This is a genomic window from Flavobacterium sp. UBA5153, assembly GCA_002413745.1.
Lineage (GTDB): Bacteria > Bacteroidota > Bacteroidia > Flavobacteriales > Flavobacteriaceae > Flavobacterium.
This window is the reverse complement of the sequence record DHXP01000058.1, coordinates 20,669-44,565: the sequence shown is the minus strand read 5'-3', so window position 1 is coordinate 44,565 and position 23,897 is coordinate 20,669. Positions and strand designations below refer to the sequence as shown.

Annotated in this window: 20 protein-coding genes; 7 read left to right on the top strand and 13 right to left on the bottom strand. The window is 35.2% G+C overall.

Annotation, left to right across the window (positions count from 1 at the left end; genetic code table 11):
* The first annotated feature begins 19 nt into the window (after nt 1-19).
* The 3 genes from B2145_RS11440 to B2145_RS11430 all read left to right on the top strand — a co-directional run bounded on the left by B2145_RS11440 (nt 20) and on the right by B2145_RS11430 (nt 3,788).
* Nucleotides 20-1,714: a peptide MFS transporter gene (locus tag B2145_RS11440; protein WP_291102315.1), complete on the top strand. Its 1,695-nt coding sequence runs from the start codon at nt 20-22 to the stop codon at nt 1,712-1,714.
* Nucleotide 1,715: 1 nt separating this feature from the next.
* Nucleotides 1,716-3,227 carry a peptide MFS transporter gene (locus B2145_RS11435; protein WP_291102314.1) on the top strand — a complete coding sequence of 504 codons (1,512 nt, stop codon included), beginning with the start codon at nt 1,716-1,718 and terminating at the stop codon, nt 3,225-3,227.
* A gap of 96 nt (nt 3,228-3,323) precedes the next feature.
* Entirely contained in the window at nt 3,324-3,788 is a 465-nt protein-coding gene (locus B2145_RS11430) for a thioredoxin family protein (protein ID WP_291102313.1), read from the top strand.
* Nucleotides 3,789-3,790: 2 nt separating this feature from the next.
* On the opposite strand, the gene B2145_RS11425 is transcribed toward B2145_RS11430, so the two are convergent.
* From B2145_RS11425 to surE, 4 genes are all read right to left on the bottom strand, one after another.
* Entirely contained in the window at nt 3,791-5,779 is a 1,989-nt protein-coding gene (locus B2145_RS11425; protein ID WP_349677725.1) for a ComEC/Rec2 family competence protein, read from the bottom strand.
* Nucleotides 5,780-5,992: 213 nt separating this feature from the next.
* Nucleotides 5,993-7,105, bottom strand: a complete 1,113-nt coding sequence (gene lpxB, locus B2145_RS11420) for a lipid-A-disaccharide synthase (RefSeq protein WP_291102312.1) — start codon at nt 7,103-7,105, stop codon at nt 5,993-5,995.
* A gap of 374 nt (nt 7,106-7,479) precedes the next feature.
* Nucleotides 7,480-7,752: a hypothetical protein gene (locus B2145_RS11415; RefSeq protein WP_291102311.1), complete on the bottom strand. Its 273-nt coding sequence runs from the start codon at nt 7,750-7,752 to the stop codon at nt 7,480-7,482.
* On the bottom strand, nt 7,745-8,524 hold the full coding sequence (gene surE, locus B2145_RS11410) for a 5'/3'-nucleotidase SurE (protein ID WP_291102310.1): 780 nt from the start codon (nt 8,522-8,524) through the stop codon (nt 7,745-7,747). Before surE ends, B2145_RS11415 begins: the two co-directional genes overlap by 8 nt.
* Nucleotides 8,525-8,733: 209 nt before the next feature.
* Between surE and B2145_RS11405 the strand changes: the two genes are divergently transcribed.
* Both B2145_RS11405 and B2145_RS11400 read left to right on the top strand, forming a co-directional pair.
* Nucleotides 8,734-11,001, top strand: coding sequence for a carboxy terminal-processing peptidase (locus tag B2145_RS11405; protein ID WP_291102308.1), 2,268 nt, complete (start codon nt 8,734-8,736; stop codon nt 10,999-11,001).
* Between the two features lie 260 nt (nt 11,002-11,261).
* Nucleotides 11,262-12,125, top strand: a complete 864-nt coding sequence (locus tag B2145_RS11400) for a DNA/RNA non-specific endonuclease (protein ID WP_291102306.1) — start codon at nt 11,262-11,264, stop codon at nt 12,123-12,125.
* Nucleotide 12,126: 1 nt separating this feature from the next.
* On the opposite strand, the gene rodA is transcribed toward B2145_RS11400, so the two are convergent.
* The 6 genes from rodA to purH form a co-directional block, all read right to left on the bottom strand.
* On the bottom strand, nt 12,127-13,362 hold the full coding sequence (gene rodA / locus B2145_RS11395; RefSeq protein ID WP_291102304.1) for a rod shape-determining protein RodA: 1,236 nt from the start codon (nt 13,360-13,362) through the stop codon (nt 12,127-12,129).
* 17 nt (nt 13,363-13,379) lie between these two features.
* A complete protein-coding gene (mrdA, locus tag B2145_RS11390) occupies nt 13,380-15,311 on the bottom strand; it encodes a penicillin-binding protein 2 (RefSeq protein ID WP_291102303.1) in 1,932 nt (643 codons plus the stop codon).
* Nucleotides 15,308-15,814: a rod shape-determining protein MreD gene (locus B2145_RS11385; protein ID WP_291102301.1), complete on the bottom strand. Its 507-nt coding sequence runs from the start codon at nt 15,812-15,814 to the stop codon at nt 15,308-15,310. Before B2145_RS11385 ends, mrdA begins: the two co-directional genes overlap by 4 nt.
* Nucleotides 15,807-16,631, bottom strand: a complete 825-nt coding sequence (gene mreC, locus B2145_RS11380; RefSeq protein ID WP_291102299.1) for a rod shape-determining protein MreC — start codon at nt 16,629-16,631, stop codon at nt 15,807-15,809. The genes B2145_RS11385 and mreC overlap by 8 nt, the downstream gene beginning before the upstream one ends.
* Nucleotides 16,632-16,730: 99 nt before the next feature.
* Entirely contained in the window at nt 16,731-17,759 is a 1,029-nt protein-coding gene (locus B2145_RS11375; RefSeq protein ID WP_291102297.1) for a rod shape-determining protein, read from the bottom strand.
* A 53-nt stretch (nt 17,760-17,812) separates the two neighbouring features.
* Nucleotides 17,813-19,339, bottom strand: a complete 1,527-nt coding sequence (purH, locus tag B2145_RS11370; protein WP_291102295.1) for a bifunctional phosphoribosylaminoimidazolecarboxamide formyltransferase/IMP cyclohydrolase — start codon at nt 19,337-19,339, stop codon at nt 17,813-17,815.
* 163 nt (nt 19,340-19,502) lie between these two features.
* On the opposite strand from purH, the gene B2145_RS11365 reads away from it, so the two are divergent.
* Nucleotides 19,503-20,753 (top strand): ABC transporter permease, encoded by a 1,251-nt coding sequence (locus B2145_RS11365; protein WP_291102293.1) that lies wholly within the window; start codon nt 19,503-19,505, stop codon nt 20,751-20,753.
* A gap of 42 nt (nt 20,754-20,795) precedes the next feature.
* Here the strand turns inward: B2145_RS11365 and B2145_RS11360 are convergent, their stop codons facing one another.
* From B2145_RS11360 to B2145_RS11350, 3 genes are all read right to left on the bottom strand, one after another.
* Nucleotides 20,796-21,257, bottom strand: a complete 462-nt coding sequence (locus B2145_RS11360) for a hypothetical protein (protein WP_291102292.1) — start codon at nt 21,255-21,257, stop codon at nt 20,796-20,798.
* A gap of 5 nt (nt 21,258-21,262) precedes the next feature.
* Nucleotides 21,263-21,802, bottom strand: a complete 540-nt coding sequence (locus B2145_RS11355) for a Panacea domain-containing protein (protein ID WP_291102290.1) — start codon at nt 21,800-21,802, stop codon at nt 21,263-21,265.
* Nucleotides 21,803-21,934: 132 nt separating this feature from the next.
* On the bottom strand, nt 21,935-22,114 hold the full coding sequence (locus tag B2145_RS11350; RefSeq protein WP_291102288.1) for a hypothetical protein: 180 nt from the start codon (nt 22,112-22,114) through the stop codon (nt 21,935-21,937).
* Nucleotides 22,115-22,265: 151 nt separating this feature from the next.
* On the opposite strand from B2145_RS11350, the gene B2145_RS11345 reads away from it, so the two are divergent.
* Nucleotides 22,266-23,891 (top strand): site-specific DNA-methyltransferase, encoded by a 1,626-nt coding sequence (locus tag B2145_RS11345; RefSeq protein ID WP_291102286.1) that lies wholly within the window; start codon nt 22,266-22,268, stop codon nt 23,889-23,891.
* Nucleotides 23,892-23,897: the final 6 nt, after the last annotated feature.

Below are 23,897 nucleotides of genomic sequence, written 5' to 3'. Positions count from 1 at the left end.
CAAAACCAAAATAACCAATATGTCGGAAACTCAAGTAAAAACAGCACATCCAAAAGGACTTTGGGTGTTATTTGGAACAGAAATGTGGGAACGCTTCAATTTCTATGGAATGCGTGCCTTATTGACCTTATTTCTCGTAAATTCTTTATTGATGAAAGAGGAAGATGCTTCCTTAATTTACGGGGGCTTTCTGGGTCTTTGTTACTTGACTCCAATGTTGGGGGGATTTATTGCCGATCGTTTTTTTGGAAATAGAAATTGTATTTTACTGGGGGGTTTGATGATGGCCATTGGACAAATGATGTTGTTTGCAAGCGCAAGTGTTTTTGGCGAAAATTTAGGTTTAGCTACCACTTTGATGTATTCTGCATTGGGAATAATCGTTTTTGGTAATGGATTTTTCAAGCCGAACATTTCAAGTATGGTGGGAAGTTTATATCCTGTACAGGAAAAAAGCAAACTGGATACTGCTTTTACCATTTTCTACATGGGAATTAATTTAGGTGCTTTTTTAGGACAATTTATTTGCCCGATGTTGGGAGACGTGAAAGATCACGGGGGAATTAGAGATATTCATGCCTTCAAATGGGGATTTCTTGCCGCTTCAATTGCGATGCTTATTGGGACTTTAGTCTTTTATTTACTAAAAAATAAATATGTTGTCACTCCGGAAGGAAGGCCATTGGGAGGATTGCCTTCTAAAAACACGGCATCTGATTTTGAAGAAGGAGAATCACAAAATGCTGTATTTACATCAAAATCATTGGTTTTGGCAGTAATAAGTTTTATCGGATTGTATTTTGCCTTTCATTTTTCGGTGGATGGTACCAATGTTGTTAAAACAGTTATTTATCCTGTCATTTACGCAAGCGGAATAACATTGGCAGGACTGATTTTGTCGGATAGTTCTTTGACAAAAGTTGAAAGAGACCGAATAATCGTAATTTATATTGTGTCCTTTTTCATCATTTTCTTTTGGGCGGCATTCGAACAAGCAGGGTCTTCCTTAACGTTTATTGCCGATAATCAAACGGATAGAACATTTATGTTTGGCTGGCAAATGCCCGCTTCAATGGTTCAAATTTTCAACGGATTGTTTGTTGTTCTTTTTGCAGTGCCATTTAGTATGTTGTGGGATAAATTAAGAGCAAAAGGCAGAGAGCCTATATCGCCGGTAAAACAAGCGATTGGACTAGCTTTAATGGCATTAGCGTATTTCATCATTGCCAATAATGTGAAAGATTTAGGCAATAATGGTTTACTTGCCATAAAATGGTTAATCTTGTTATATTTAATACAAACTTGTGCCGAGTTGTGCTTGTCACCAATAGGTTTGTCATTGGTTGGAAAGCTTTCGCCAAAGCGTTTTTCTTCATTGTTATACGGCGTATTTTTCTTGTCGAACGCTTCGGGTTATGCATTGGCAGGAACTTTGGGTTCTATCTTGCCGTCAACGGGAGACAAATTCAATAAAGCAAAAGAGTTGGGAATTGACTTACAAGGAGTTTTGGACAAAACGATTACGCCTACGGCAGAACAATTAAAACTATTGTCAACCAATCAAATTAGTGATCATAATCCAATTTTTGCAGGGGTTGAAATCCACAATTTATTTGAATTCTTTATGGTGTTTGTAATTTTGACAGGATTGGCAGCAGTAATTCTGTTTGCATTGACACCTTTCTTGAAAAAAATGATGCACGGCATTCGATAATATGGAACAAAACTTGAGTATTGAACAAATACAAAATTTCAAAGGCAAGTATCCCAAGCAATTGTGGTACTTGTTTTTTAGTGAAATGTGGGAACGTTTCAGCTTCTACGGAATGCGCGGAATGTTGGTTATTTTTATGGTCAATCAATTGATGATGAACGATAAAGTTGCCAACTTGCAATATGGAGCCACTCAAGCTTTTGTTTACGCATTTACATTCATAGGAGGTTTATTTGCTGACAAGATCTTGGGTTATCGAAAATCCTTGTTTTGGGGAGGGATTTTAATGATTGTGGGAAGCATAATTCTTGCAATTGACCCCAAACAATTTTTCTTTTTTGGAATCAGTTTTACCATCATTGGAACTGGATTTTTTAAGCCAAACATTTCCACAATGGTTGGAAAACTATACAAAGACGATGATAATCGTAGAGACGCCGGCTTCTCTTTGTTTTATGCCGGAGTAAATCTTGGCGCTTTAATCGGGGGTTATTTATGTATTGCCGTTGCCAATGGAAATATGCTTTCTTCAATAGTTCCTGTGCATTTAAGATGGAACGTTGCTTTCGGTTTTGCTTCAATTGTTATGATTATCAGTTTGTTGACCTTTGTGCAAACCCAGAAATCACTTGGCGAAATCGGGATTTCCCCTTTGCTGGATTTAGAAAATTCCAAAAGGAAGACTTATGAATATCTTACTTATATTGGTTCAATAATAGTGATTCCGGTTGTTATCTTGTTGGTTTCAAATTCAGGTTACACGGATATATTTATGTATATTATTGGTCCGTGTTCTATAGCGTACCTACTTTATGAAATGAAAAACTTCTCCATTCAAGAAAATAAAAAACTATTAGCCGCATTAGTTTTTATCTTATTTTCTATCGTATTTTGGGCCTTTTTCGAGCAAAGCGGTGGTTCTTTGAGTCTTTTTGCGGCAAGTAATTTAAGCAAAACAGTTCTTGGAGTTCATTTAGACCCTAATGGAGTCAACAATTCAGCCAATTCACTTTTTGTAATTGCTTTTGCGGCGTTGGTAGGATTAGTTTGGCTTTGGATGGGCAAAAGAAAAATTGAGCCCAATACGGTTGTCAAATTTGGTTTGGGATTCCTTTTCCTTGCGGGTGGTTTTTATGTATTTTATTACACTAAATTCTTTGCTAATACCGATGGTATTACTTCGTTGGACTTATTTACTTTTGGTTGGTTTGTGATCACTTTTGGCGAATTGTGTTTGTCACCAATAGGGATGTCAATTATGACCAAGTTATCGCCACAAAAATTGCAGGCAGTAATGATGGGAATGTGGTTTCTTGCCAGCGCTTACGGTCAATATTTCGCAGGACTGTTAGGTGCCAATATTGCAGGGGCTTCAGAAAATGCATCCAATGTTGAAAAACTTATAGTTTATGCCGATGGTTACAAACAATTAGCGATTTATGCCTTAATTGCAGGATTGATTTTGATATTGATTTCACCTTTGGTCAAAAAATTAATGCAAGAAGTCAAATAATTTACTAATTTTGGGCACTATTCTTGAGAAGATAGATTTAAAATTTACATTAAAATGAAATCAAAGATTCACGAATTCCAAAAAAAATATAAAATTATGAGTAAAAAGACATTTATAATTGTAGCATTCATATTGGGCTCTTTCGCAGTTCAAGCACAGGAACTTGTTTGGCAAACCGACATTAAGAAGGCAATGGAAATTTCCAATAAAACCCAAAAGCCAATGTTGTTGTTTTTCACGGGAAGTGATTGGTGCGGTTGGTGCATCCGTTTGCAAAATGAAGTATTGAAAACACCCGAATTTGCTGTTTGGGCCAAGAAAAACGTGGTTCTTGTGGAACTCGATTTTCCAAGAAGAACACCGCAAAGCGACGAATTGAAAAATCAAAATGCCGGAATGCAACAAGCTTTTGGCATCCAAGGTTATCCTACCGTTTGGTTCGCTACTGCCAAGCTGAAAGAAGGAAAACCTAGTTTTACGGGAATAGGGAGTACGGGCTATGTTGCCGGCGGATCAGCGGCTTGGCTTGCTGTTGCCGATGGAATTCTGAAAAATAAATAATTTCAATTTAATCTATAAAATCCCTTTTCACCGGTTGCGTGAAAAGGGATTTTTTCTTTTACACAAGTGGCTTTCCACAAGTCAATATAAGTTCTGTAATTCGAAGCATCGGCCACGACCATTTTGGGTTTCGTGGTTTTGAACAAACGATTGAGGTTTATCTTCGGGGATTGGGTGAGTATCAATATATCTGGATGAATATTTTTTGGATAAACTCCCAAACTATCCAAAATCAGGATCTTCTTTCCATTGAAAAACAGCAGATTTTGTAATTTATTTTTAGTTTTTAATTGGCTAAAATTTCCCATTAAATAGGAATTTAGGGGTTTGTTTTTAAGACCTATTTTCAAAAGACTATCATTGGCATAAAGGGTGACATTTTCTCCATTTCGTTCTGTAATCAGGGTGGTTTTTTTTGAATTGAAAACCACCAGTTCCTTTTGGTTTTGGATAGTCCAACGGGTTTCAAAATAGGTGATTTGAAAAATTATTATGGCAATTAATACCAATGCCAATTTGTTGAAACTTGGTTTTTGGAACCAAATAATGGTGGCAATAATCAACAAATATAAACTCGCTAAAAAATACCAGTTGAATGGAATATCCCGGATGATAAATTGTTCCAATGAGGCAATCGAATTGATGATTTTATCCAAAATATATATGCTCCATTCCAGTGATTTAGCCAGATAAAAAGGAACATAATCGAATGCCGCCAAAACCATTACCAAAACTCCCAAAGCCATTATGATGCTCAAAAACGGAATTATCACCAAGTTAGTCACGAAAAATAATCCCGGAAATTGGTGGAAATAATAAATGCTTAACGGAAATGCGCCAATTTGTGCCGCAAATGAAACCGTAAGAATTTCCCAAAAGTAATTTCCGATTTTGTTTTTTGGCGACCAAAGTTGGTACAATAACGGTTGTAGCCAAAGGATGAAAAATAAGGCAACATAACTCAATTGGAAACCCACATCAAATAAAAACGAAGGTTGAAACAGCAAAATCAACAAGATGGAAACCAGTAATGTATGGAAAATATAAGTGCTTCTTCTCAAATACATTCCGATGGCAACAAACGAAAACATTGCGACAGAACGAACCACAGATGGAGCCAATCCGGCAATTATTCCAAAAGACGACAAGGAAAATAGAATGATTATCAACTTGATAAAAGAACCTCGTCGTGTGTTGGGAAACGGCTTGAGGAGGAAAGTCACAAACAGCAAAATAAAACCAATATGCAATCCCGAAACCGATAAAATATGAACGGCACCGGCGTATTGATAATCCCGAATAATATCTGGCGAAATATCCTGTTGTTGTCCTAAAATCAAGGCAGCGGCAACATTGAGTTCGGCTTTGTTGAAGTTGCTTTTCTCCAGATTTCGAATGATTTTCGTTCTTAATTTGGAGGAATAATACCAAGCGTCTTTGTTGATTATCGAACCTGTTTTGATGTTGGCGGCATCAGTATAAATTTGGGCATAGATTTGTTTTCCTTCCAGATATTTACCATAATCAAATTGGTTTGGGTTTTTAGCGGGAATGTTTTTATACAAACTGCCATTGATTTGCAAATGGGTTCCTATTTCTAATGAATGATTCAAACTGTCTTTTCGAACATTCAATAAAATTCTGCCCGTATAAATCGAATCATCTATTTTGTTTACAAGGACGATATAGCGGTCATTATAGCTGGAACTTTTCAGTTTTTCCCTAATCGTTACCGATAGTAAATGAGGCTTTTCAAAAATCGTTTTACTATGGATGTAATTGCTTTTCTGGAATGAATCAGTGTGGATTATTTGGGTCGTTGCTCCAATGCCAAAAGCAAGAAAATAGGTGGTTAAACCAAAATACATTGCGTTTGTAATGCTTCGTTTGGACAAAAAAAAGGCAATGCCAAAAGCAAAAACGGCAATTAAAAGCAAGGCAATGACCAATTGTGGATTAGGTTTTAAGTAATAGGCGAGAAGTATGCCCATCACAAACCCAATCGTTATCCTCGCTAAGGGAAATTGCAGCACTTTCATCAAACTAAAGTACAAATTTTTTAACAAGAAATAATTTAATGCATTTATAAATCGTTCGGTACGATTAAAAAAAACACCAATTGATGTATTGTGATTTTTAGCGTGATGCCTTATGAACTCGTTTTTTAAGTTCAGGAAAGAAAGAAACTAACTTTTTTTGATGAATTATAGTAAATCGGCCACAATCAATTTTGCTGTTTTCTCGCTGGCGCCGATGCCTCCCAGCTTTTCTTCCAATACATCATACTTCTGCAAAAGGATTTCACGATAATTGGGTTTCAGAATTTTTTTCAATTCTTCGCTAATGCGTTTTGTGTTGCAATCCTCTTGAATCAATTCGGTAACCACTTCCTCATCCATTATCAAGTTGACTAATGAAATGTATTTTAGGGTAATGATGCGTTTTGCAATTTGGTACGAAGCCCAACTGCCTTTATAGCACACCACTTCCGGGACTTTGAAAAGGGCCGTTTCAAGTGTGGCTGTACCCGATGTTACCAATGCTGCATTCGCAATTTTCAATAAATCGTATGTTTTATTCGATACAAATCGTATGTTTTCATTGGTAATAAAACCTTCATAAAAAGAAAATTCCTGACTGGGTGCGCCGGCAATCACAAATTGGTATCCCGGAAAATCATTGACCACGCTCAGCATTACCGACAACATTTTGGTAATTTCCTGTTTACGACTGCCAGGCAAAATGGCAATGATGGGTTTTTCGTTCAATTGATTTTCTGTTCTAAAAACGGCAGCGTCAATTGTGGGTTGGTTATGAATAGCGTCAATCAAAGGGTGGCCAACAAATTCAACCGGAAAATAATGTTTTTTTTCATAGAAATCTTTTTCGAAAGGAAGAATCACGTACATTTTATCAACATCAGATTTGATTGCAGCAATTCGGCTTTCTTTCCAAGCCCAGATTTGAGGTGAAATATAATAATGGGTTTTGAAACCGCATTCTTTTGCCCATTTTGCAATTCGTAAATTGAAACCGGGATAATCGATAAAAATGATTACGTCAGGCTGAAATGCTGTAATGTCTTTTTTACATATTTTGATGTTGCCTAAAATAGTTTTCAGATGAAAAAGCACTTCGACAAAACCCATAAAAGCCAATTCCTTATAATGTTTTACCAATGTTCCGCCAACTTCCTGCATCAAATCGCCTCCCCAAAACCGAATATTGGCATTGGGATCTTCTTTGTACAAGGCTTTCATCAAATTAGAACCGTGTAAATCGCCCGAAGCTTCGCCTGCTATTATGTAGTATTTCATTTTTGAAGTTTGATCAAATTTAGTTTTTTAGCCACGAATTACACGAATTTTCACAAATTAAATTTAAGACTATAAAATTAGTGTAATTAACCCGTTGGGTGTAATTCAATTTCTATTTTTTAAACATATAGAAACATAGTTATTGTTAATTTTAATTAGTCGTTTCACTTATTTTTAGAATACTTAAGCTATGTTGAAACCAAGAATTGGTCTATCTCAATCTTTTTTCTATGTTTCTATGCGTTTCATTTTTTCTATTTCTAAAAATTAAATAATTGCACCCATCGGGTTGTAACTAGTATTTTTAGATATTTGGAATTCGTGAAAATTTGTGTAATTCGTGGCAAAATAATTATTAGTACAGTCCTTTAAATTTATACAAAAAAAGTAAGAATGGCAATAATAATAACGGCCAAAACCACGCCGCGAGCCATAATTTCTTTGTCCAATTTCAATAAAATGGCAAAAGCCACCAAATCAAGAATGGAACCCAGTGTCATTATTTTGCCGAGTTGGCCTTGAGGTTTCATAGTTTGAATTCCTGCCATAAATTCAAAATCAGTGAAAAAGGTTATAAAAATATAACTGCCAAGAATGGAAGCCAAAATTCCAATTATAAAACCAATCAATAATTCTATCTTATTCATTCCATTTCCAGGTATTGAGTTGTTGTATGGCGTGATGCGCAGTCAAATCGAATTGTACCGGAACCACCGAAACATAGCCGTTTTCGAGTGCCCATTCATCAGTGTCTTCTCCTTTATCTTGATTGACGAATTCGCCGGTAAGCCAATAGTAATCTCTTCCTTGGGGAGTTTTTCGTTTGTCGAATTTTTCCATCCAAATGGCTTTCGCCTGGCGGCAAATTTTAATTCCCTGAATTTCCTTCTCCTTCAATTTTGGAAAATTAACATTCAACACCACGTTCTCGGGAAGGCCGTTTTCCAAGACTTCCAGGGTAATTGTTCGAATAAATGATTTTATTTGTTCGAAATCGGCATTCCAATCATAATCCAGTAACGAGAAACCTATGGCAGGAATTCCTTCGATTCCAGCTTCTACGGCGGCACTCATCGTTCCTGAATAAATCACGTTTATCGATGAATTGGAGCCGTGATTAATGCCAGACACGCATAAATCAGGTTTCCTTTTCAGGATTTCGTTTACGGCCAATTTGACAGAATCAACAGGGGTTCCGGAGCAACTGTATTCCAGGATGGGGTCATTTTCTTTGGAAATTTTATTGATGTACAAAGTGTCATTTATTGTGATGGAATGACCCGTGGCACTTTGGGCACTGTCCGGAGCCACAACCACTACCGTGCCTATTTCGGTCATAACGGCAATTAATGCCCTGATTCCGGGAGCCAAAATCCCATCGTCATTGGTTACCAAGATTAAAGGTTTGGTTTTTTTCATGCGATATGTTTTCAAATTAACATTGTTAAGTTTTAAGGGAAGAGGTGTGCTAATACAAAATGTTTTTCCCTGAACAAAGAAAACAAAATTAATCCGGTTCGAAGATTAATCGCAAAACAAAAAAAACAATTTTATACCTTTAACAAAAATTTATGCGAGCCCTTCATTTATTGGCATAGTTTTTACCGTAATTTGAATTTTAAATATTTATGAATACTACTATCAGCTTTATGAAAAGAAATTATAAAATACTCCTCGCCGTTGTATGCCTCTCGGCAACGCTGTTTGCGTTTAAAATTAATTCATCCAAAAGCGGGGATCCAGAAAAAGATAAATTACTATTGGAGTTATTGACGTTTGTAATTGAGAAAGGACATTATAATCCTGCCACAATTGACGATACATTTTCTAAAGGAATTTACAAAGATTATATTCAGGCATTGGATCCTTCAAAGAGGTTTTTCCTGCAATCAGATATTGATGAATTTTCAAAATTTGAAACCAAACTCGACGATGAACTGATTAATAAAGACTTGACTTTCTTCAATCTTACTTACGAACGTTTGATAAAAAGAATGGCAGAAGACAAAAAACTGTACAAAGAAATTTTAAGTACTCCTTTTGATTATACCGTAGACGAGACTTTTGATACGGATTATGAAAAAGCGCCTTATGCCCAAAATGAGCAAGAATTAAAGGAAAGATGGCGCAAACAAATCAAGTTGTCTACACTTTCGTCATTGGTAGACCGCTTGAAAATACAGGAAAATAAAGAGAAAGGGATTGTTGATAAAGACAGCACAAGCACTTCGGTTGTTTTAAAACCAGGAGAGTTTTTGAAAGATTCAAAAAAAGACAAAAGCGACAAATCATTGGTTAATGATAAGCCGAAAACTTTTGAAGAGTTAGAAAAAATTACCCGTGAAAGTTCTTTAAAATCGTTGGATGAATATTTCGGTTTTATGAACGATCTAAACAGGAATGATTGGTTCTCGGTATATTTAAATTCAATTACGGCTCGTTTTGACCCCCATACAAATTATTTAGCTCCCGAAGAAAAAGAGCGTTTTGATGTGAGTATTAGCGGAAAATTCGAAGGAATTGGCGCGCGTCTTCAAAAGAAAAATGATTTCACTGAGATTACGGAACTTATTTCCGGTGGTCCAGCTTGGAGGGGAAAACAACTTGAGGCAGGCGATGTAATAATGAAGGTAGCCCAAGGCAGTGATGAAGCGGTTGATATTGTTGGGATGCGTCTGGATGATGTTGTCAAAAAAATTAAAGGAACTAAAGGTTCTGAAGTCCGACTTACCGTAAAAAAAGTGGATGGAACGATTAAAACTATTTCCATAATAAGAGATATTGTGGAAATTGAGGAAACGTATGCGAAGTCGAGTGTTGTGGAAAGAAATGGATTAAAATACGGTGTCATTTATTTGCCAAAATTCTACATCGATTTTGAAAACAAAGACGGGAGAGACGCCGGTAAAGACATAGCTATTGAAGTGGAATCTTTGAAAAAAGCGGGAGTAAACGGAATTGTGCTTGACGTGCGCGATGATGGTGGCGGATCACTGTCAACGGTTGTGGATATAGCGGGATTGTTCATTGAGCAAGGGCCAATTGTGCAAATTAAATCGGCCGGAAGAAAAAAAGAAGTGTTATTTGACAAAGACAAAAAAATAGAATGGGATGGTCCTTTGGTAATAATGGTCAATAGTTTTTCCGCATCAGCTTCAGAGATTTTGGCTGCGGCCATTCAAGATTATAAAAGGGGAATCATCATTGGCAGTAAACAAACCTATGGTAAGGGAACGGTGCAAAACGTGATTGATTTGAATCAATTTATGAGAAATAGTGATATGGGAGATTTGGGAGCTTTAAAAACCACAACCCAGAAATTTTATAGAATAAACGGAGGTTCTACACAACTGGAAGGAGTAAGTAGTGATGTCGTTATGCCTGACAGATATGCTTACCTGAAAATGGGAGAGCGTGATGTGGACAATGCCATGCCTTGGGATAAAATTGATCCTGCCCAATATAATGTTTGGGATCATACCGCAAATTTTGATAAAGCTATTTTAAATAGCAAGAAAAGAATTGCCCAGAGTTCACAGTTTCAATTAATCGAAGAAAATGCAAAATGGATCGATGACAGAAGCAAAGAAAATGTGTATAGTCTAAAATTTGAGGATTTTAAAAAAAATCAGAAAGCAATAGAAGAAGCCAATAAGAAATTCAAATCAATTGCGGATTATGATTATCATTTAAAGTTTTCTTCTTTGCCTTTGGAAGCCGAAGCCATGAAAAATGACATTTCCCTTAAAGAAAAAAGAGACAGATGGCATGAAGGTTTGTCTAAGGATATTTATGTTGAAGAAGCGTTAAATGTGTTGGATGATTTACAATCTAAACCCGTTGCAAAAAAGAATGGTTCCGATAAATTGAAAAAGGAAAAATTAGTTAAATCATAAGAAATTATTTTATTATTGAATGAATCATAACAGTCATTAACTGCTATTGCGCCCCAGAAATCCGAAAAGAATTTCTGGGGCGTTTTTATTTTTGGATTTATTTTGGTTGACTTTTTGTGTCGTTGTCGATACATTTTTCCCACTTGATTGTCGGAAAATAAATCAAATTCATTTCAATTTCTATTATCTTTATGGCTGTGGAAAATGACTTTGAACTGCACCGGGATGTGGGTGAAAGCACTAATTTAGTATTTAAAAAAATGAAAAAAAATCTATTATTTGTTTCAGTAATTCTGTTGCTTAGCCTTGCGACTTTTTCTTATAAAAACAGTTTTGACGAGGGAAATTTGATTTCCTCGTCTAAACACAACCCGACAAATCAATCTGGTTTTTCTGAAAATCAAAAGTATTCTGGAGGCAATAGTAAAAGTCAAGAGCAAAGTCGATTTTTTGATTTTCAACCCACATCAACCACAAATCAAATCGTAAAACACGAGTATTACACCTTGTCTTATGACGAGAAGTACGAGCAAGCGGAATGGGTTGCCTACGAATTAAAGCAAGGTTATTTGAAAAATAATCATTTGAAAAGACCCAGGTTTATTGAAGATCCAAAGGTAGAAACAGGTTCTGCCGATTGGCGGAACTATAAAAAATCAGGATACGACAAAGGGCATCTTTGTCCGGCGGCTGATATGGAATTTGCAATCAACGCCTATAATGATACTTTTTTTACTTCAAACATTTCGCCACAACTGCATGTTTTCAACAATGGAGTCTGGAAAAGATTAGAAGAAAAAGTACGTTATTGGGCGGGTAAATATGATGGCATTTATGTGGTTACAGGTGGCGTTTTAGAGCCTTCGCTAAAAACTATTGGAAAAGAAAAGGTTTCGGTTCCCAAGTATTTTTACAAAATTTTATTGGATGAATCTCAAGGGAAATATAGAATGATTGCTTTTTTGGTCCCAAACGAAAAAAGTGACAAACCATTATATGATTTTGTGGTTTCGGTTGACAGTATCGAGAAAATGACTGGAATCGATTTCTTCCCTAAAATGGATGATGCAACAGAAAACAGTTTGGAAAAAAGCAGTGATTATAAAGCTTGGAGTTTTAATTAACTTACCACTCATTCACTTTATTGGCATCCATTTTTATGAAAATAAAGAGTAAAATGGTGAACCCCCAAAGTCCTGAACCTCCATAGGAAAAGAATGGCAACGGCACACCAATGGTTGGAAAAATCCCCAAAACCATGGCAATATTCACGAAGAAATGAATGAATAAAATACCTGCCACGCAATAGCCATAGACCCTGCTAAATTTTGTTTTTTGTCTTTCGGCTAGGTAAATTATCCTGAGAAATAATCCCACAAAAAGAGCAATCACAACCAGAGAACCTATGAATCCCCATTCTTCTCCCACGGTTGTAAAAATATAATCGGTGTGTTGTTCGGGTACAAATCCTCCTTTGGTTTGGGTGCCTTCAAGAAAACCTTTTCCTAACCAGCCACCGGATCCAATGGCTATTTCGGATTGATTTGTATTATAACCAATGCCTTTTGTGTCTACGGATTTTCCCAGTAATAAATTAAAACGATCTCGGTGATGTTGTTTAAAGACATGTTCGAAAACATAATTTACTGACAGGACGAATCCAGAAATCAAGGCAAAAAGGATACCGCTCAATACAATATTTCTTTCGGACAACCTTGACTTAAAATGCATAATCAGAATTACCAATAATGAGATTAGAATTACATATTGAGGTTGTAATACAAGCGTTAACACAAATAAAAGGATGGTGATAAACCCAGTCCAAACGTACCAAGCAGGCAATCCTTCGCGATATAAAACGATAATAAAAATACTATAAATCAATGCGCTTCCTGGGTCAGGTTGAGGTAATATTAGCATCACCGGCAAAAACACGATGGCTAAGGCCTGGATTTGCCGATTGACATCCTTTAAATTGATTTGTGAATCGCTTAAATATTTGGCTAATGCCAATGCTGTGGCGGCTTTGGCAAATTCTGACGGTTGAAGCGTAAAACTTCCAAAACTATACCAACAGCGTTGGCCTGCAATTACTTTCCCAAATGCAAATAATCCCAATAATGATAATAAGGAAATCCCAAAAATTATACTGGCATATTTTTCGTAAAATTTCCCGTCAATCGCAAGGATGATGAAAATCAATGGAATTGTTAATAGTATGAAAATAAGCTGTTTTTCATAAGTGTCTTCTAAAGAGGATAACGAGGAAGAATATATATTCAACCATCCCATTATTACTAACATAATGTAAATGATGATACAAATCCAGTCGAGGTTGTTCGTTATACTTTGATTTTTCATTTGAAATGAATCGCTTATTAATTTTCCTTTGTGGAATCTATTTTTATTTTTGGAACTATTGTTTTACTTTTCAAAATTGAATCCTGCTTTCTTATTTGCATTTTTACCACATCAGAAAGACCTCCTAATTTAGCATATCGATCTTGTAAACTTCTTTCAAGTGTTCTTTTTTCCAAGTCAGTTCTGGTGATTTTTCCTCTAAGGTATTTTTCAATCATCAAACTGGCGATTGGCCCTGCAATTGTAGCTCCAAAGCCTCCATTTTCGACCAAAATTGCTATGGCAATTTTAGGATTGTCTTTCGGAGCAAAAGCCACAAAAATGGAATGGTCCTCCAGTTTTGTCCTTACGCCATTAATTTTTGCAAAATTCTCGGCAGTTCCTGTTTTACCGCAAATATCGATGCCTTCAACTCGGAGCGCATAAGCTGTTCCCAAATTATAAACATCAAACAAACCACTAATCATGGGTTTAAAATATTGTTTATCTATTGTGGTTACGTGCTTTGTCGTAAACTTGGTGTCAATTTTTCGTCCTTCAATTTTCTTGATGATATGAGGGGTGTAATAATACCCTTCATTGGCGACAGCCGCCATCATATTGGCAAGTTGAATGGGTGTCATCAAGACTTCACCTTGTCCTATGGCATTTGATATAATAGTTTTCCCACTCCAACCCCAATCAGGATACATTTTTTTGTACGTTTTCGAATTGGGAATTTTTCCTTTTTTACCAGTAGGTAAGTCATAACCCATAAATTGCCCGAGTCCAAAACTTTTTATATGATTACTCCAAATATCGACCGCGTAAGGAGCTTTATATTTTCCGATGGTTCGTAAGAAAACATTCGAAAAATAGGCGTTACAAGATTTATAAATTCCAATATGAAGATCACGAATGCCTCCGCCACAATGGCATCCTTGAAATCTACCGGGAGCATAAGCAAAACCGTGATTGCATATAAAAGTAGTTTGTTCGTCTACCACTCCTTCTTGAAGACCAACAAGTCCTGTCATAATTTTAAAAGGAGAACCGGGAGGATATTCTGCCAGTAACCCTCTGTCATAAAGAGGTTTTGCAATGGAATCGCGGGACAATAAGGTGTAATTTTTAGATCGTTGTCGACCTACCAATATCGAAGGATCATAAGACGGGGCGGTGACAAGGGCCAAAATCTCTCCAGTCTTGGGTTCGATAGCGACAATTCCACCTCTTTTATTAATCATTAATTCCTCTCCATATTTTTGAAGTTCTGCATCAATGGTCAAATTGATGTCTTCCCCCTGCACGGCAATTGTATCGTATTTTCCTTCTTTGAAAGAGCCTATTTCACGATTGTATTTGTCTTTTTGAATGTATTTCACACCTTTAATTCCGCGTAAAATTTCCTCATAACTTTGTTCTACACCTTGTTTTCCTATTAAATCACCACTGTTATAATAGGGATTTTCGGCAACTAATTTTTCGTTGGCTTGAGTAATAAAACCAAAAACATTGGCTCCAAAATTAACCTGATAATCTCGAAGGGAACGTTTTTGAAAATAAAAACCTTCAAATTTTCGTATTTTTTCCTGAAATGCCGCAAATTCGCTTTTATTCAATTGAGGCAAAAACACTGAAGGCAATCGAGGACTATATATTTCGGCTTTAGCCATTTTTTTAATAAAATCCTCTTTTGTGATATCCAGTAATTGACAAAATTCCAAGGTGTCTAAATTTTTTATATCTCTTGGAATAACCATAATATCATAAGAAGGTTGATTGGCGACCAATAACTTTCCATGTCTGTCATATATATAACCTCTTTCAGGATAGTCATATTTTATTTTTATGGCATTATTATCTGATTTCAATTTGAAAGAATCATCAATGATTTGCAAATAGAAAAGTCGTATTACAAGTAATGACGCTGCAATAATAATTAATGAAGGGAGCAATATTTTTCTCATCTTCTATTCGGCTTAATAAGATATATTATTATGATGCAGAGAATAATTGTAAATGCCGTACTTAATAGGGTTTGTAGCAATATGTCCCAAAAAAAGCTAAATTGAAATGCTTCAAGCAAGAATAACGTAAAATGATGAATTAATGCCGCCAGTAATATGAACGAGAATCTTTCAGGTGTCAGTACATCATTTAACTTTATGGTTTGGTATTCGTAACTTAAGCCGAAAGAAAATTTAAAAATATAGGGTCTATAATAGGCTAAAACGATACAGGCTGTCGTATGGATGCCTCCTGAATTACTGAACATGTCCATAATAAATCCGAGTAAGAAACTGGCTAAAAGCAGACCGGATTTATTGCCATTAACAGGGTATAATATTATGAAAAGTATATAGGGAAACGGACTTATATAACCCAAGAAATTCATATTATTGAAAATAATAATTTGAACCGCTAATAGCAGAATGAAACGAAAAACATTGACGAATAATGCGCTATTCATTTTTTTCTCCCTTTTCTAAATTAATAATTTCTTCCCGATTCTTACTTTTGAGAATATAAACGTGACCTAGACTTGTCATATCATTAAAAAGTTTAACCTCTATTTTAAAATAATGTGTCTGAGTGTCAGTGTATATTCTTTCAATAGTTCCAATGTTGATGTTTTCAGGAAATATTACCGATTGCCCACCAGTTACGATGGTATCTCCTTTTCTTATGGATGCTAATCTAGGAACATCTATTAATTGAACAAAACCAGTGCTTTTTCCATCCCAAATCAAAGATCCAAAATGATTAGATTTTTTTAGTTTTGCGTTTATTTGAGATTTTATATTCAAAATACTTATCACCGTTGAATATCTTGGCGAGGTGTTGTCAATTATCCCTACAATTCCTAAACTATTAATCACGCCCATATCTGGTTTTACGCCTTGAAGACTTCCGGAATTCAAGGTTAAATAGTTTTCATGGGCATTAAAGGAATTATGAATTACTTTTGAAACTATGATGTCTGCGGGATGTAATCCTTTTATGCTGTCTAATTTTGGAATTGAAGCAGTGTCTTTTATGTTGAAAAGGAGGCTTCTCAATTTTGCGTTTTCAAGTGCCAAGGCATCATTTTGGGTTCTTAAATGCAAGTACTCACTAATATTATTGATTTTTTCGTAGGCACCTCCACTCAAAAAATTGGCGGAACTTATTATTTTGCTTCTATGATAAGAATGGGATTGAATGGTAAGAAATAACGAAATACCCAAAAGCAGCAAAAACAGTAATCTATTACTGTTTTTAAAAATAAAATTAAATATTTGCTGCATTTTTTACCTGTATAATGTTGTAAAACTGTATGTCATAATCTAATTGTGGGTCACTGTTCAATGTTCCAATAACTTTCGGGATGGATTATTATAAACAGACTACTTAATCAAAATGCTTTTAAATTTTTGAAGATTTTTTAGTGCCATACCCGTTCCCCGAACCACTGCCCTTAAAGGATCTTCAGCGATATAAACAGGCAAATCAGTTTTTTGAGAAATTCTTTTGTCAAGTCCTCTCAACATCGATCCGCCACCGGCAAGATAAATACCTGTGTTGTATATGTCTGCGGCTAATTCTGGAGGAGTTTGAGAAAGGGTTTCCATCACGGCATCTTCAATTCTTTGAATCGATTTGTCCAATGCTTTTGCAATTTCTCGGTAGGAGACCGCTACTTGTTTTGGTTTTCCGGTAAGTAAATCTCTTCCTTGAACCGACATGTCTTCTGGAGGCGTTTCTAAATCTTCGATTGCGGCTCCAACTTGAATTTTTATTTTCTCGGCAGTACTCTCTCCAACAAAAAGGTTGTGTTGCGTACGCATATAATATACAATGTCATTGGTGAAAACGTCACCGGCAATTTTTACCGATTTGTCACATACAATCCCACCCAAAGCGATTACGGCGATTTCTGTTGTACCGCCACCGATATCTACAATCATGTTTCCCTTTGGCTGCATAATGTCTATGCCAATACCTATAGCTGCTGCCATTGGTTCGTGTATCAAATAAACTTCTTTTCCATTTACTCTTTCACATGATTCTTTCACCGCTCTCATTTCCACCTCAGTTATCCCCGAAGGAATACAAACAACCATTCTAAGTGCCGGAGTAAACATTCTTTTTTTTAATGCAGGAATGCTTTTTATAAGCATGCTGATCATTTTTTCGGAAGCATCAAAATCAGCAATTACGCCATCTTTCAATGGCCTTATTGTTTTAATGTTTTCATGGGTTTTACCTTGCATCATGCTGGCTTCCTTACCAACAGCAATGATTTTTCCAGATACTCTGTCACGAGCAACTATTGATGGACTGTCAATTACGACTTTATCATTGTGTATGATTAAAGTGTTTGCGGTACCAAGGTCTATCGCAATATCCTCGGTCATGAAATCAAAAAATCCCATAAGTTTTCGTGGGTTTAAAAGTTATAAATTTGTGACGTACAAAGCTAAACAAATTAATGTTTGAAATGACGTGTTCCTGTAAATACCATTGCAACTTTATTTTCGTTGCAATAATTAATGCTCAATTCGTCTTTTATCGATCCGCCTGGCTGAATTACTGCCGTTATTCCTGCTTCTTTTGCAATTTCTACACAATCCGGGAAAGGGAAAAAAGCATCGCTTGCCATCACGGCTCCGTTTAAATCGAATCCAAAGGTTTTAGCTTTTTCAATGGCTTGCAATAAAGCATCCACTCTTGATGTTTGTCCAGTTCCTGAGGCAATAAGCGTTTTGTTTTTTGCAAAAACGATCGTATTTGATTTTGTGTTTTTGCAAATTTTTGATGCAAAAAGTAAATCTTCGACTTCTTGAGGCGATGGCGATGTTATAGTAACGGTCTTTAGGTCAGAAATAGTATCTGTCTTTGCATTTTTATCTTGAACCAAAATTCCGTTTAAGCAAGTTCGAACTTGTTTCTGAGGTAATTCCACTTCATTTTGGACTAATATAATTCTGTTTTTCTTTTCCTGTAAAATGGCAATGGCAGCATCATCATAACTTGGAGCAATCACCACTTCACAAAATAATTTGTTTATTTCAGTTGCAGTTGCTACATCTATTTTTGTGTTTGCAATCAAAACTCCTCCAAATGCAGAAGTTGGATCGCAAGCCAAAGCGTCAACATAAGCTTGACTTATCGTCTCTCTTGTGGCAATTCCGCAGGCGTTATTGTGTTTTAAAATGGCAAATGTTGGACCGTCATTTTTGAATTCGGCAATCAAATTTACTGCTGCATCCACATCAAGTAAATTATTGTATGACAATTCTTTTCCGTGAACTTTTTTGAACATAGATTCAAAATCTCCAAAGAAATAGCCTTTTTGATGTGGGTTTTCGCCGTATCTCAAAATCTGTCCATTGTCAATGCTAACTTTAAAAATAGTTTCGTCAGTGTTGAAATAGTTGAAAATTGCCGTGTCGTAATGGGAAGAGACATGAAATGCTTTGGTAGCAAATAATCTTCTGTTTTCCAATGTTGTTGTTCCATTTTGATCGGTAATCAAATTTAAAAGTAAGCTATACTCATCAACCGATGGAACGATTACGGTGTCTTTGAAATTTTTTGCGGCAGCGCGAATTAACGAAATTCCTCCAATATCTATTTTTTCGATAATGTCGCTTTCACTTGCGCCAGAGGCAACTGTTTTTTCAAAAGGGTACAAATCAACAATTACTAAATCAATTTGCGGAATATCGTATTCCTGCATTTGTTGCACATCAGTTTCGTTGTCCTGACGATTTAATATTCCGCCAAAAACTTTTGGGTGCAATGTTTTTACTCTTCCGCCAAGGATAGAAGGATAAGAAGTTACATCTTCGACTGGAACAACCGGGATGCCAAGATTTTTGATAAAATCTTCGGTACCGCCAGTGGAGTAGAAGGTAACGTTTTGCTCGTGTAATTTTCGTATGATTGGTTCTAAACCCTCTTTCGAAAAGACGGAAATTAATGCAGATTTGATTGTTTTTGTTGTGTTCATTGTGTAGTTGGAATTTTATCGTGCAAAAGTAGTTTTTTTGGCGATAAAATTCAAATGTATTTCTGTAACAATATTTTAAAATAGAGGACAAATAGACAAGTGAATTTTTATTAGGTTTTTGAACAAAATTTATGGAATTTTACAATAACACAAATTAGGTATCATGCTGGTTTATTTTCGATTATTAAAAGAGAGTTTCAGTTTTGCGATGACCGCCTTGCGAAGCAACAAACTGCGCACAATTTTGTCGTTACTTGGTGTTACCATTGGAATTTTTTCAATTATCGCAGTGCTTGCCGCCGTCGATTCATTGGATAGAAAAATCACGAAAGATTTGAGCAGTTTAGATAAAAACACCATTTATTTAATGAAAATGTCATTTGGACCCTCCGAAATTCCGCAATGGAAGAGAGAACAGTTTCCCAATGTGAAATATGGCGAATATGTTTATTTGAAAGGCGCAATGACCAATACCGACCAAATGGGCTATCAAATTTTCACCAAAAGGGAATCCATCAAATACGAATCAAAAACAGTTAGCGACATCAATATTGTTCCCGTTTCCCACGAATTTATAGATATTCAAGGCTTGGAGTTCGAGGAAGGAAGATTTTACAGTGAATCCGAAGCAAATTCTGCTGCGCCTGTGGTGGTTATAGGGGATGAAATTGCAAAATCATTATTTGGAGACGCAGAGCCAATTGGTAAAAAAGTGCGTTTGTACGGACAGAAATTTTTGGTTATTGGGGTTTTGAAAAAACAGGGTGCCGGATTATTTGGAAACAGCAACGACAGTTCGGCTTTTATTCCCGTTAATTTTGTTAGGCAATTGTATGGCGACAATAATAAGGCATTGGTAAATGTTATCATTTTAAAACCTCAAAAAGGGATTGATATGGAAGCGTATAAAGCCGAAATCTCCCAGAAATTGAGAAATTTTAGAGGTTTGAAATCGGGAAATATCGATAATTTCTTCATTAATGTTTTCTCGGGATTCACGGATTTAATAGACGGAATTATTTCCCAAATGAACCTTGTAGGCTGGATAATTAGCGGTTTTTCACTTCTTGTTGGTGGTTTTGGCATTGCCAATATTATGTTTGTTTCCGTTAAAGAAAGAACAAATTTGATAGGAATCCAAAAATCATTGGGAGCCAAAAACAAATTTATATTATTTCAATTCCTGTTTGAAGCGATTATTCTTTCCGTGATTGGAGGAATAATTGGGTTGTTTATGGTTTGGGGAATTGCGCTTATTTTGACTAAAGCTTTGGATTTTGAATTCGTTCTGGGAATTGGCAATATTGTTTTAGGAACTGGGTTGGCCGCGGTAATTGGATTGATTTCGGGAATTCTTCCTGCTATTGCTGCCTCAAAATTAGATCCCGTGGAGGCGATTAGAACGGGGATGTAGTGTTCAGTTTGCAGTGTTCAGTTTGCAGTCGCAGTTGCAAAACTAAAGTTCATCCTTTATTTTAATCAATTCACTTTCAATATTCAGGTCGATAAAATCTGATTTCAGCATACATTTCAAAAGTCTTTTCAAAAAAACATTAGGCAATTTTTCTTTTAGAACAATATTGTTTTCGTTATATTTCAGAAAAGAAGATAGATTTTCTTTACGAATATTATTTCTGAAAAATATAAAAGTGTCTTTATCAAAACTGAATTTATTTTCACCTAATGCAGTATCCTTTTGAACAAAAAAATACGGGATGTTTCCGGCAACTAAACAGCCATAATGGTCTGATGGCAAATTCAATTTGTTTTGTGAAGTGGTTAAAGTATGAATGATATAAGCAAATTCATCGTTACGATTAATTACAATCAAGAATTTGTCTTTACTGCCGTTTCCGTCTTGAAACTGATAATCCTCAATTAGCAATAAATGTCCTTGTTGTAAGATTTCGTCCAGCATAAAAACTAATTAATGCTTTCTTGGAAGGATAAGGCTTCAAAAGAAGATTTTGCAGCCATTTGTAAAATAGGACTGTCTTGCAACAAGTCATTAAATTCAATAGAGTGATTAGTAATTTTACTTATTTTCTTGAAATGATTTTTCAAATCGTGTTTAGAAACCATTTTATGCCAAAGCGAACCTTCCTCGTGCAAGAATTCAATTAATTCATTTGCATTCCAATTTCCATATTTAAAAACAACTGTCTCTAATAGCTTTAATTCATATCTATTGAAAATGGTTTCGTCGAAATTGCCATTCGGTTTCAAGAAAATTTCTTCTGAATTTCTATCAGCGTTGAATTTTTTCTCTAATTGAACCGATTGTAGCAATGACAATTCTTTACCTTGATAATTGAAAGTTTCTTGTTTTGTGATTTCATTATAAACATCAATGGCAACCGGGCCTTTTTCCCAAACTTTATAATCTAGCCAAGTTACTGGCACGCCTGTTTCCTTGATGGAAGTTTCGTCAAGAATGTAGAGCAGTTTCAACGTTTTTGTCATAGATAAATACTCTATCTGTGAGGCAAAATAGTTTAAAACATTGCCGATTTTATCGTTATTTATTCGTCTAAACATAGGTAAATATAAAGAAATATTTCAATATTATTTGTTAAAGGACTGCAAATGTACGTTTTATTTAGTGATTTTTAAATCTTTGATTAATTCATAAGGTTCTGTTTCAAGAGCTGAAGCAATTTTAAAAAATAAATTCATTGTCATACCTTGATTTTTATCAAAAATTAAGCGGATTGTTTTTTCATCACAACCTACTTTTTTTGCAAACTGAAGTTTATTCCCTTTATATTTTTCCATAAAGAGAATATAGATTCTTTTAGTTAAGGTTTCCTTTATATTGTCTAGCTGTGTTTGCACAAAACAAATAAAACCATCAAAAAGAAAATAAATGATTTTATCATTCGGAGTTTTATCCGAAACTTCTATATTTGGGCAAACTAAAAAATAAATGCCTACACTACATTGGATTGGGAAAGATAAAATTATCAATCATCATCAAGAAGTTCCTTACAAAGTATTAAATCACGAATATGGTTTTTATGAAAATGGAAAAACTGATTCTTCTGCTGATTCTAGAAATCTCATCATTAATGGGGATAATCTCGAAGCGCTTAAATCATTATTACCCAAATATGAAGGCAAAGTAAACTGTATTTACATCGATCCGCCATACAACACCGGAAACGAAAGTTGGGTGTACAATGACAATGTCAATTCTCCAAAAATTAAAAAATGGTTAGGAAAAGTTGTTGGCAAAGAAAGCGAAGACTTAACACGGCACGACAAATGGTTGTGTATGATGTATCCACGATTGAAATTGCTTCACAAATTATTGGCTAAAGAAGGAGCGATTTTTATTTCTATTGATGATAATGAACAAGCTAATTTGAAACTAATGTTGGATGAGATATTTGGTCATAAAAATATAATTGCAAATTTAATATGGGATTTAGGAACTGGTACACAAGCAGGACACTTTGTTAGAGCTCACGAATATATTTTATCTTATTTTAAAAACAAAGATTTAGTGCCAAATTTCAGAGGAGGAGAAGGTATAATTGAACATTCTGCATTAAAAAAAATATCATTTAAGAATCCATCAGTTGAATTTACATTTCCATCAGGAACAAGATGGGATGCTCCCGATGATTATGAGTTGTTTGAAACTTGGGGTGGTTCCGAAAAAACTACAATTGTTAATGGTAGGATGATTGCCAAAGATGGAAAATTAAAAGAAGAAGTTGTTTTAAGTGCAGGTTTTGCACAAAAAAATCAAATGATATCTTGGTTTAATAACCAAATAACATTTGATAGTAAAGGACAACTTGTTACCAATTTTTATTTTAATAAAAATGGAATATTGCGTTACGAAAAAGAGAGAAGTGTTATAAATCCTCCCACAGTTTTAAAAGAAATAGCCAGTACAAAAAATGGAAGTACTAATTTGCAAAGTATTTTTAATGAACAAATTTTTGATTTTCCAAAACCAGTTGAATTAGTTCAATATCTCGTTGATTTAATAACAGACAAAAACTCCATAATCCTAGACAGCTTCGCAGGTTCAGGAACAACAGCACACGCAGTTTTAAACCTAAACAAGCAAGACGGTGGCAATCGTAAATTCATTTTAATTGAAATGGAAGATTATGCCGAAACCATTACTGCCGAACGCGTCAAAAGGGTAATCAATGGTTATGCAGATAAAGAAGCAACAGGAGGAAGTTTTGATTATTACACATTAGGTGAACCACTTTTTGATGAAAACAATAACTTAAACGAAACCGTTGGCATAGAAAAAATAAGAGAATATGTTTGGTTTACTGAAACTCGAATTCCATATACAATTCAAAAATTGACTTCCCCATTTTTAGGAATTTATAACGACACCAGTTATTATTTCATCTACGAAAAAGATAATTTAACCACGCTGGATTATGATTCCTTAGCCCAATATGTGCAACAAAAAGCCGAACGTTATATTATTTATGCTGATAATTGTTTGTTGCCAGAAACTTTTATGAGAGAAAAAAATATTGAATTCAAGAAAATTCCTCGCGACATAACCCGTTTTTAAAAAGCT

Bases quoted from the DNA above. Each gene is read 5' to 3' on its own strand.
- B2145_RS11385 (WP_291102301.1), bottom strand. From the start codon at position 15,814: ATGAATAGCGCATTATTCGTCAATGTTTTTCGTTTCATTCTGCTATTA.
- B2145_RS11355 (WP_291102290.1), bottom strand. From the start codon at position 21,802: ATGACAAAAACGTTGAAACTGCTCTACATTCTTGACGAAACTTCCATC.
- B2145_RS11425 (WP_349677725.1), bottom strand. From the start codon at position 5,779: ATGGGCATACTTCTCGCCTATTACTTAAAACCTAATCCACAATTGGTC.
- B2145_RS11400 (WP_291102306.1), top strand. From the start codon at position 11,262: ATGAAAAAAAATCTATTATTTGTTTCAGTAATTCTGTTGCTTAGCCTT.
- mreC (WP_291102299.1), bottom strand. From the start codon at position 16,631: ATGCAGCAAATATTTAATTTTATTTTTAAAAACAGTAATAGATTACTG.
- B2145_RS11415 (WP_291102311.1), bottom strand. From the start codon at position 7,752: ATGAATAAGATAGAATTATTGATTGGTTTTATAATTGGAATTTTGGCT.
- B2145_RS11350 (WP_291102288.1), bottom strand. From the start codon at position 22,114: ATGGAAAAATATAAAGGGAATAAACTTCAGTTTGCAAAAAAAGTAGGT.
- B2145_RS11405 (WP_291102308.1), top strand. From the start codon at position 8,734: ATGAATACTACTATCAGCTTTATGAAAAGAAATTATAAAATACTCCTC.
- B2145_RS11375 (WP_291102297.1), bottom strand. From the start codon at position 17,759: ATGGGATTTTTTGATTTCATGACCGAGGATATTGCGATAGACCTTGGT.
- lpxB (WP_291102312.1), bottom strand. From the start codon at position 7,105: ATGAAATACTACATAATAGCAGGCGAAGCTTCGGGCGATTTACACGGT.
- surE (WP_291102310.1), bottom strand. From the start codon at position 8,524: ATGAAAAAAACCAAACCTTTAATCTTGGTAACCAATGACGATGGGATT.
- B2145_RS11440 (WP_291102315.1), top strand. From the start codon at position 20: ATGTCGGAAACTCAAGTAAAAACAGCACATCCAAAAGGACTTTGGGTG.
- rodA (WP_291102304.1), bottom strand. From the start codon at position 13,362: ATGAAAAATCAAAGTATAACGAACAACCTCGACTGGATTTGTATCATC.
- B2145_RS11430 (WP_291102313.1), top strand. From the start codon at position 3,324: ATGAGTAAAAAGACATTTATAATTGTAGCATTCATATTGGGCTCTTTC.
- B2145_RS11345 (WP_291102286.1), top strand. From the start codon at position 22,266: ATGCCTACACTACATTGGATTGGGAAAGATAAAATTATCAATCATCAT.
- B2145_RS11360 (WP_291102292.1), bottom strand. From the start codon at position 21,257: ATGCTGGACGAAATCTTACAACAAGGACATTTATTGCTAATTGAGGAT.
- B2145_RS11435 (WP_291102314.1), top strand. From the start codon at position 1,716: ATGGAACAAAACTTGAGTATTGAACAAATACAAAATTTCAAAGGCAAG.
- B2145_RS11365 (WP_291102293.1), top strand. From the start codon at position 19,503: ATGCTGGTTTATTTTCGATTATTAAAAGAGAGTTTCAGTTTTGCGATG.
- purH (WP_291102295.1), bottom strand. From the start codon at position 19,339: ATGAACACAACAAAAACAATCAAATCTGCATTAATTTCCGTCTTTTCG.
- mrdA (WP_291102303.1), bottom strand. From the start codon at position 15,311: ATGAGAAAAATATTGCTCCCTTCATTAATTATTATTGCAGCGTCATTA.